At 63.1% G+C, this 9525-nt stretch carries 5 protein-coding genes; 4 read left to right on the top strand and 1 reads right to left on the bottom strand.

What is annotated here, in order from left to right; translation table 11 throughout:
• Window positions 1-14 precede the first annotated feature (14 nt).
• From SGJ19_23600 to SGJ19_23585, 4 genes are all read left to right on the top strand, one after another.
• Window positions 15-1589, top strand: coding sequence for a hypothetical protein (locus tag SGJ19_23600; protein ID MDZ4783243.1), 1575 nt, complete (start codon window positions 15-17; stop codon window positions 1587-1589).
• Window positions 1586-5332: a hypothetical protein gene (locus SGJ19_23595; protein MDZ4783242.1), complete on the top strand. Its 3747-nt coding sequence runs from the start codon at window positions 1586-1588 to the stop codon at window positions 5330-5332. The genes SGJ19_23600 and SGJ19_23595 overlap by 4 nt, the downstream gene beginning before the upstream one ends.
• Window positions 5329-7701: a glutamine amidotransferase gene (locus tag SGJ19_23590; GenBank protein MDZ4783241.1), complete on the top strand. Its 2373-nt coding sequence runs from the start codon at window positions 5329-5331 to the stop codon at window positions 7699-7701. The genes SGJ19_23595 and SGJ19_23590 overlap by 4 nt, the downstream gene beginning before the upstream one ends.
• Window positions 7702-7943: 242 nt before the next feature.
• The gene (locus SGJ19_23585) at window positions 7944-8834 is read left to right on the top strand and encodes a hypothetical protein (GenBank protein MDZ4783240.1); all 891 of its coding nucleotides are present in this window, start codon (window positions 7944-7946) and stop codon (window positions 8832-8834) included.
• 91 nt (window positions 8835-8925) lie between these two features.
• Here the strand turns inward: SGJ19_23585 and greA are convergent, their stop codons facing one another.
• Window positions 8926-9402, bottom strand: coding sequence for a transcription elongation factor GreA (gene greA / locus SGJ19_23580; GenBank protein MDZ4783239.1), 477 nt, complete (start codon window positions 9400-9402; stop codon window positions 8926-8928).
• Between the last annotated feature and the right edge of the window lie 123 nt (window positions 9403-9525).

Here is a 9525-nt window from a genome sequence, read left to right as displayed (position 1 = left end):
GGTGAGCCGAAGGCTTGATCGAGGCGGTGGGCGCGGTTAACGAGGGAGCGGATCAGTCGAAACAGGCGGCGCGCGGGGCGCGGCGCGTGGTGCTGATCAGCGATTTGCAACAAGGGAGCCGGATCGAGGCGTTGACCGATTTCGAGTGGCCGCGCGACGTGGAATTGGAGTTGCAGACGGTCGCGGCCCAGGGAGGCAATGCAGCGGTCAGCTTACTGGGGGGCGAGGACTCGCCGAACGCGGCCGAAAGCGGCGACCTTCGCGTGCGCGTGACGAACGAAGCGGACTCGTCCGGTGAGACTTTTCAACTACGGTGGCGGGGGGAAACAGAGAACACGGCCGGATCCCCGATTGCGGTGTATGTGCCGCCGGGGGAATCTCGCGTAGTGCGGTTGCCGAAGCCAAGCGACCCGGCGCAACAGCGCCGCGTGGAATTACTGGGCGATACACAGCCGTTCGACAACACGCTATTCGTCGCCACGCGCCCGGTGGACGAGGTGGACGTGTTGTACGTCGGCGCCGAACGCGCTGATGACGCCACGCAAATGCGGTACTATGCGGAACGTGCGCTGGCCGAAGCGCCGGGGCGGAGCGTCAGCGTCAAGGCCGTTGGGCCCGACGGTGCGTTGCCGGAACTGCAACCGCGCAAGACGCCGCTTGTGGTACTAGGTGCGGAGCCAAGCGAATCGCAGCGGGCAGGATTGCGGGCGTACCTGGAAAGCGGCGGCACCGTCTTGTCCGTGTTAACCGCGGCGGGGGCGCACGAGACGCTCGCACTGTTATGCGGCTTACCGGCCGTCGAGTCGACCGAGGGCATTGTGTCGGACTATGCGATGCTCGGTCAAATCGATTGGCGGCATCCGCTGTTCGCGCCGCTGGCGGGAGCGCAGTACAACGACTTTACGAAGATTCGGTTTTGGAAGTATCGCCGGCTGGCGGCCAATGCATTTGGGGAGGTTCGCGTCGCGGCGGCGTTTGAGAACGGCGATCCGGCGGTGATGGAAAAGTCGGTTGGCAAGGGACGATTGGTCGTGTTGACCGCGGGTTGGCAACCGGGCGATAGCCAGTTGTCGCGGTCGTCGAAGTTCGTGCCATTGATGCAGTCGATGTTAGCACTCTACGACCCGGGGTTGTTCGAGGCGCGCAGCTATCTCGTAGGAGAACGCGTGCGTCTGCCGGCTCAGGTTGTTGGCGCAACCGAGTTCAATATTCAGCAGCCGAATGGCGAAACGGTTACGCTGCCCCCCGACGCTGAGGTTTTCACCGACACCGCGGAACCGGGCGTGTATGCGCTCGATCTGCCGTCAAGTCGGCAGTATTTTGCCGTGAATCTTGACCCGCGCGAAAGCCGCACTGCGCCGCTGCCCGTCGAGACACTGGAGCAATGGGGCGCACGGTTGACGAACGAAGAGCGCCGTGCGCAGCAAGCCGAGCAATCGCGTCAGTTGCGCGACGTGGAGCTCGAAGGGCGGCAGAAGCTTTGGCAGTGGCTCGTGGTGGCGGTGTTAGCGGTGTTAATCGCGGAAACCTGGCTGGCCGGGCGGCTGAGTCGTCCGAGCCTGAACCAAGCGGAGGGCTTGGCCTCATGAGAATCGAATTGTGGATGGCATTGGAACGCGTGGCGCGGCGGATTCGCGGCGCGCGGCTCTGGGGCGGCCTGACACTCTGCTGGTTGATGTGGGCGGCGCTCGCTGGGGGCGCGTATTGGTCGGTCACTGCGCCGCAGGGCTCGTCGGCTGCGAGCGATTCGATGTTGCTCGCGCTGGGCGTTGGCGCACTCGCCACGGCGCTCTTGTGTACGATTCGCGCATTGCGTTCGGCGCGTGATCCGCTCTGGGTGGCGCGACGGATCGAGGCACGCCATCCAGAATTGTCATCCGTGTTGATGGCCGCGACCGAGCAGGCCGCCTCGCCGCCGGGCCGCCTCGGATTTCTACAAACTCAAGTGATCAATCAGGCGTTGCAACATTGCCGGAGAAATCCTTGGGAGGAAATGATCTCGGCCTGGAAATTGATCGGACTGCAAATCGCGCATTTCAGTGCGCTCGCGGCGTTCTTGGTAGCCTTTAGTGCGTTGGCCGTGCATGCGCGCGCGGTGCGACCGACGGAAACCGTCGCGCAACCGGCGAAGTCGGAGCGCGCGGACTATGAAATTCAAGTCGAGCCCGGAAACACCGAGTTGGAGCGAGGTTCCTCGCTGTTGGTCGTGGCGAGGTTCGGGCGGCAGGTGCCGGCGGACGTGGCGCTGGTGACCGAGAATGCGTCGGCGGATTCCGCGACACGATCGATGTCGCGCAGTTTGGAAGACCCGGCGTTCGCGGGGCGCGTCGCGGAGGTGCCGGGGGATCTCGCTTACCATGTGACGTACGACGGACGCCGCAGTGAGACGTATCGCGTCACGGTGTTCGACTACCCAGCGGTGGAACGGGTCGATGCAATTTTGCGATATCCTGCGTTCACCGGGAAGGAGTCGCAGACGATCGAGGACATTCGCCACGTCACCGCGGTAGAAGGGACGGAGTTGACGCTGATCGCGCGGCTCAACAAGCCGGTGCGCGAGGCGCGATTCAAGGACGAGAAACTGGGCGATCTGACGCTGGTTGCCGATGCGGACGATCCGCGCGTCGTGCGAACCACGTTGACGCTGAAGGATTCGCGCCGACTCAGTTCCGAGTTGATCGATTCCGAGGGACGTCAGCAAAAGCAGGCCACGGACATTTCGATCAAGGTGCTACCAAACAAGCCAGCGACGATCACGATGAAGCGGCCGTCGGGGGATGCACAGGTCTCGCCGTTGGAGGAATTGGAACTCGCAGCAGAGTTAGCCGACGATTACGGCGTTTCACGGCGCGGCATTGAATACACGACGGCTGATGGCACAGCGCATGAATTGCAGTTAGGCGGCGACGAGTCGATCGCGAAGAAGGTCGAGGCGAGTCACCTGCTGGATTTCGAGAGTCTGCAGGCGGAACCCGATCAGCTCGTTTCGTTTTACTTTTGGGCGGAAGACATCGGGCCGGACGGTCAACCGCGGCGAACGCTGGGGGATATGTATTTCGCCGAGGTGCGGCCGTTCGAGGAGATTTTCCGCGAAGGCGAGGCGCCAAGCGGTGGCGAACAACAGCAACAGCAGCAGCAAGCGGGCGGCGCAATGCAGGCGGCGGAAGAACTCGTGGAGTTGCAAAAGCAGATTATCGCCGCGACGTGGAAGCTGATTCGCCGTGAGACCCGGGAGAAACCGAGCGAGGAATTCGCGGCGGACAGCCAATTGCTGGTCGAGTCGCAGCAACAGGCGATCGAGCAAGCGACCGCGGCGGCGCAAGAATTGACGGATCCGAAGTCGATGCAGGCGATGGAAGCCGCCGTGAAGGCAATGGGCGAGGCGTTTCAACGTTTGCAGGTCGCGCACGACAGCGCCGCGCCGGCAGAGCATAAGCCAGCGCTCGCGGCCGAACAGACGGCCTACCAGGCATTGCTACGATTGCGCGCGCGCGAATTCGAGGTGGTGCAGAGCAATTCGCCCCAGAGCGGAGGTCAAGCATCAGGCGGCGGGAATCGCTCGCAGCGGCAATTGAACGAATTGGAATTGTCGAACGACGAAAACCGGTATGAAAACCAGAGCGCAGCGCAAGCGCAGCAGGACCAGCGCCAAGCGCAGCAGCACGAGACGCGAGAGGTGCTGAATCGGCTCAAGGAATTGGCGGAACGTCAGACCGATCTCAACGAAAGATTGCGCGAATTGCAATCCGCGCTGCAGGCGGCCGAGACCGAGGAGCAGCGGGCCGAAATCGAGCGGCAGCTCAAACGGCTCCGAGAGCAACAACAAGAAATCCTGCGCGATACCGACACGTTGCAGGAGCGATTGGAACAGGAACAGAACCGAGACCGAATGGCCGAGACACGCGAGCAGTTGCAACAGACGCGCGAAAACGTCCGTGATGCGTCGGAGGCGCTGGAGCAAGGACAACTTTCGGAAGCGCTCACCGAAGGGACGCGGGCGGGAAACGAATTGAACGAGCTGCGCGATCAGGTCCGGGAGAATTCTTCGGAACAATTCACCGAGGAAATGACCGAGATGCGGAACGAGGCGCGGGAGTTGGAGGAACGCCAGCAGAAGCTCGCCGAACAACTCGACGCCATGAATCGGCGCGAGGAACAACCGTCGTTGCGCGACAACGGCGAACGGGCCGGAGCGCGCGAGAATGTTCAACAGCAACGCGAGCAATTGGAAAATCTGTTGGAACGGATGCGGAACACGGTGCAAGCAGCGGAACCGACGGAGCCGTTGTTGGCGCAAGAGTTATATGAGACCGTGCAGGACGCGGCGGAGCGTCGCCTGGACGAAGCGCTCGAAGTGACCGATCGACTGGTCGAGGCCGGCATTCCGCGCGAGGCGCGGCAAGTCGCCGATCAGGCCGGCGAGGGAATTCGGCAGCTGCGCGCAGGCGTCGAGCGGGCCGCGGAGAACGTGCTGCCCAATGAGGCGGAAGCGCTTCGGCGCGCCGAGCAACAGTTGGATCGCTTGGCTGAGGAGTTGAATCGCGAGATGCAGTCGGCGCCCGGCGAGTCGCCAAGTGCCGCGCCCACGGATCCGAACGCTGCCCCGGCGCAGGATCCATCGACTCGAACGCCGGGCGAGAACAGCGAGGGCGAGGAGCCGGGCCGGTCGCCGTCGGAAACGCCTGGAGAAGACGGCGCTCCGAATGGTCAGCAACAAGGCCAAGGCGAACAACCACAACCACAGCAGGGTGACGGACCGCCTGGCGAACAACCTGGACAACAGCCTGGAAATAGTGCACCGTCGGAATCACCTTCCGGTCGAGCGGGCCAGAACAGCGAAGGTGAACCGAGCGCTGCTCCTGGTTCGAATCCCGGCGGCGAACCGAGTGAGAATGCGCAGGGCCAGCAGCCTGGCGGCGGCGGCGGTGAAAGTCAACAGGCGAGCTTCGACCAGTTCTTGGAAGGGATCGAAGGCGGTCCCAGCGGTCCTGGCGGACCGATCACCGGCGAAGGATATCGCGACTGGGCGGATGGCATGCGCGAGGTAGAAGAGTTGATCGAAGATCCTGATCTACGCGCCGAGGCGGCCCGGATTCGCGATCGCGTGCGTGGCGAACGTGAAGAATACAAACGCCATTCGCAGGAACCAGACCCGAAGAAGTTGCAGGAGTTGATCGCCGAACCACTGATGGAGTTGCGCGTACGAATTCGCGAGGAGATTCGCAAACGGGAATCGCCCGACGCCTTGGCGCCGATTGACCGCGACCCCGTGCCGCCGCAGTTCAGCGAAGGGGTGCGGCGCTACTACGAGCGATTGGGGAGCGGCGAATGATCGTGGCGGCGCTCGTCTGGGGATCGCCCGATTGGCTGGCGGGGGCGTTGGCGCTGTGCGTCGCCGCCGCCGTGGTGTTGTTGCTGGCCTATTGGCGGGCGCCGTCGTCCCGCGGGCTACGGCTCGCGGCCGGCTCGCTTAAGGCCGTGGCGATTGTAGCGCTCGGGCTATGTTTGTTGGAGCCGCTGTTGACGGGCACGAAGCCGCGGCGCGGCGCGAACACGTTTGTGTTGCTGGCGGATAACAGCCAGAGCATGCGGATCGGCGACGGTTCGCCGGCGCGGCCGAGAGCCGATCTGCTGCGCGAACAATTGACCGGCGACGCGTCGTGGAAATCGCGGCTGGGGCAGGATTTTGACGTACGCAATTACGTTTTCGATTCGCACATGCGCGCCGTGGCCGGTTTCAATGCGCTGGATTTTGATGGCGAGAGCAGTGCGCTCCAATCGTCTTTGACGACGGTCGCCAAACGATTTCGCGGCTTGCCACTAGCGGGCGTATTGTTGTTCACTGACGGCAACGGGACGGATCTGACGGACGTGGATTGGTCCGAACTGCCGCCCGTGTTTCCGGTGTTGCCGAAGGCGGATGCAGCGCCGCGCGATGTGAATCTGCAATCGTTGGCGGCGAGCCAGACCAATTTCGAATCCGCGCCGGTGCTGGTACGCGCGGATGTCAGCGGTGCGGGCGTGCCGGGGCAGGAAGTCGCGGCAGTGTTGATCGACGAAAGCGGCCGCGAAGTTGAACGGCAACGGGCGAGTCTCGGCGAGGACGGCAAACCCACGGCGTTTCGCTTTCAATTGCGGCCGGACAAACCGGGCGTCAGTTTCTATACGGTGCAGGCTTCTCTATCGAGCGAAGCGGGCGAGGCGCTCCAGCCGGAAGTGGAACGCACGACGTCAGAGCAAACGCTCGCGAACAACAGTCGAATTTTCGTCGTGGATCGCGGCGGCGGGCCGTATCGCGTGCTGTACGTCTCGGGGCGGCCGAATTGGGAGTTCAAGTTTCTTCGCCGCGCTGTGCATGAGGACGATCAAGTCAACCTGGTCGGCTTGATTCGCATTGCGAAGCGGCAGCCGAAGTTCGGTTTTCGCGACGCGCGGGCGCGGCGAGATAATCAACTATTCGAAGGCTTCGACAATCCGGAAGTGGATACGGCGGAGCGCCATGACGAACCGGTGCTGATTCGGCTGGGGCTCGAAGAGGATGACAAGGAAGGGGTCGAGTTGCGCGTCGGCTTTCCCAAAGCGGCCGACGAGTTGTATCGCTATGACGCGATCGTTCTCGACGACATTGAAGCCGAGTTCTTCACGCAGGATCAGTTGACGTTGCTGCGCAGCTTTGTCAGCCAGCGCGGCGGCGGGTTATTGATGATGGGCGGGCCGGATTCGTTCACCGCGGGCAAGTACGATCGCACGCCGGTCGGCGAATTGCTGCCGGTGTATCTCGATCACGGACAGGACGGCGCGAGCCCGTTGGACGGGGAGTATCGCTTGGCGCTGACGCGCGAAGGCTGGTTGCAACCGTGGGTGCGAACCCGCGAGACCGAGGACGCGGAGCGGCAGCGATTATTGGCGATGCCGGCGTTTCGCAGTATAAGCGGCGCGCGGGCGATCAAGCCGGGGGCGAGCGTACTGGCCGAAGTGAGTGATGGTGAAGCGACTTATCCAGCGCTCGTCGCGCAGCGCTTCGGCAAAGGCCGAGCCGGCGCGATGTTGCTGGGAGATTATTGGCGGTGGAACTTACAGCGTGAGCAGCCGGAGGAGGATGATTTCGACCGGGCCTGGCGTCAGACGGTGCGGTGGTTGGTGAGCGACGTGCCGAAGCGCGTGGAAGTCGAAACACAGCGCAAAAAGGAGAGCGCCTCGCCGGCAACCGAGATCGCGGTGCGCGTGCGTGACGCCGAGTTTTTGCCGCTCGACAACGCACAGGTCTCGATTTGCATCACGGGACCAGACGGCAAACCGATCACGCTGGCGGGCGAACCGGACGATCGCGAACCAGGGTTGTACAGCACGACCTACGTGGCGCGCGAGCCGGGGGCGTATCGCGCGACCGTGACCGCCAACGCGCCGGATGGGAGCGAAATCGCCAAGCGCGAAGCCGGCTGGACCGCGCAACCTGCGGCCGAGGAATTTGCACGCCTCGCGCCGAATCGCGAATTGCTGGCGACGATCGCAGCCAAGACCGGCGGCGAGATCGTCGAGGTTGACGGGCTGTCGGCGTTCGTCTCCGGACTCTCCCGACGTAAAGCGCCAGTGACGGAGCCGTGGGTTTATCCGCTCTGGCAGCATCCGCTGTATTTTTTGACGGCGATACTGTGCCTAGCGGGCGAATGGGGTTTGCGCCGTTGGCATGGGTTGGCATGAGCAATCAAAACGGACATCGCATGAACCCATTTCGAGCCGCAATGCCAAGGGCCCACGCGAAATCCTTCACACTAGCCCGTAGCGCCAGCGAGGGAGAGGTGACGCTGGCTACCACTTCGGCCGGAAACCCTCGGGCAACGTCGCCTCCCCCGCGCTGGCGCGTCGGGCTAGTGTCGCTGGCGCTGTGTTTACAATTGGCCGCTGTTGCCCATGCAGAGTCACCCCGCGCAGATGTCGTTGTCGTGGTTGGCGCCGCCGGCACGCCGGAATACTCGCAGGACTTCACCCAGTCGGCGGAGTTGTGGCGCGTCGCCGCAGAGCAAGGTCAGGCCACGGTGGAGACGATTGGCGTCGCGGAGTCCGCCACGACCGACAAAGAGGCGTTGCACGCAACATTGGAGCGATTGGTTCCGGTGGAGGACCGCGGCCCGTTGTGGATCGTGCTCTTGGGGCACGGGACCTTCAGCGGGAATGTCGCGAAATTCAATCTGCGCGGGCCCGACGTGAGCGCTGTGGAACTTGGCGGATGGCTGGAGTCGGCGAAGCGACCGTTGGCGATCATCAACTGCACGTCGGCGAGCGGGCCGTTTATCAATGCGCTGTCAGACGAGAATCGCGTGGTGATCACGGCGACGAAGAGCGGCGACGAAACCAATTACGCGCGCTTCGGCACTTACCTCGCACAGGCGATCGGCGACGCAAGCGCGGACTTGGACAAGGACGGGCAGGTGTCGTTGTTGGAGGGATTCCTGATTGGCAGCGGACGTGTGGCGGAGTTCTATCGCGCGGACGCCCGGCTGGCGACGGAACATGCGTTGCTGGACGACAACGGCGACAAACTCGGTATGCCGGGGGATTGGTTCGCCGGCGTGCGCGCGACGAAGCGCGCCGAGGACGGTGCGGCGCTCGACGGAATGCGGGCGCACCAGTTGATCCTCATTCCGAGCTCGAGCGAACGGAAATTGCCGGAGGAATTGCGCCAGCGGCGCGACGAGTTGGAAGTAGCAATCGAAACGCTGCGAGATGAGAAAGCGAAGCTGACAGAGGACGATTACTACGCCAAGCTCGAACCGCTGATGCTGGAATTAGGGCGAATTTATCAGGCGGGCCAGTCCTCAGCGTCAACGGAGTGAATACATCGATTCGCTTAGCTCGCTAGGATGTGAGGGAAGTCTGCTGAGAGTTTGATCACTTTGCGCAACTCCCGCTCGCTGGCGCTACGCTCTAGCCGTCGAAGCGGATTTCCAACACTTCGAAGCGCATCGTGCCGCGCGGAACCGGGATCTCGACTTTGTCGCCGACCTTTTTGCCGAGCAACCCTTGTCCCAGCGGGCTGGTAATGAGATACCGGCCGTGGTCGTAGTCCTCTTCGCCGGCGCCAACCAAGGTGATGGTCTCTTGCTCGTCGAGGTCCAAGTCGTTCAGTACGACCGTAGCGCCGAACACCACCTCGCCCCGCGGCAAGTTGGACATGTCGATGATCTGGGCGCGGGCTAGTTTGTCGCGAAGCATGTTAATCTTCGCTTGCAAGAACCCCTGCGTTTCCCGGGCGCCATGGTATTCGGCGTTTTCCGAGAGATCGCCTTCGCTGCGCGCACTGGCGACCCGCTCCGAGGCCTTCGGCATTTCCACCGAGTCGAGATGGTCGACCTCCGCCTTGAGCTTTTCATAGCCCGCTCGGGTCATCGGAATTCGGTCCATCGTGGCGCCTTTCACTACGCGACAAAAAAGAACGCGACCCCACCCCGAAGTGGCTGGCCGCGTTCACCGCCCCGGTATTCTGGCCCATGGGGAGGACAGTGTAAAGAGTGGGCGGGGCGGGGT

This window comes from Planctomycetia bacterium (assembly GCA_034440135.1).
Lineage (GTDB): Bacteria > Planctomycetota > Planctomycetia > Pirellulales > JALHLM01 > JALHLM01.
This window is presented reverse-complemented; position numbering and strand designations above follow the sequence as displayed.

What these genes read in the sequence shown, in the direction of transcription:
- SGJ19_23595 (MDZ4783242.1), top strand. Translation starts at nt 1,586, where the DNA reads ATGAGAATCGAATTGTGGATGGCATTGGAACGCGTGGCGCGGCGGATT.
- SGJ19_23590 (MDZ4783241.1), top strand. Translation starts at nt 5,329, where the DNA reads ATGATCGTGGCGGCGCTCGTCTGGGGATCGCCCGATTGGCTGGCGGGG.
- greA (MDZ4783239.1), bottom strand. Translation starts at nt 9,402, where the DNA reads ATGGACCGAATTCCGATGACCCGAGCGGGCTATGAAAAGCTCAAGGCG.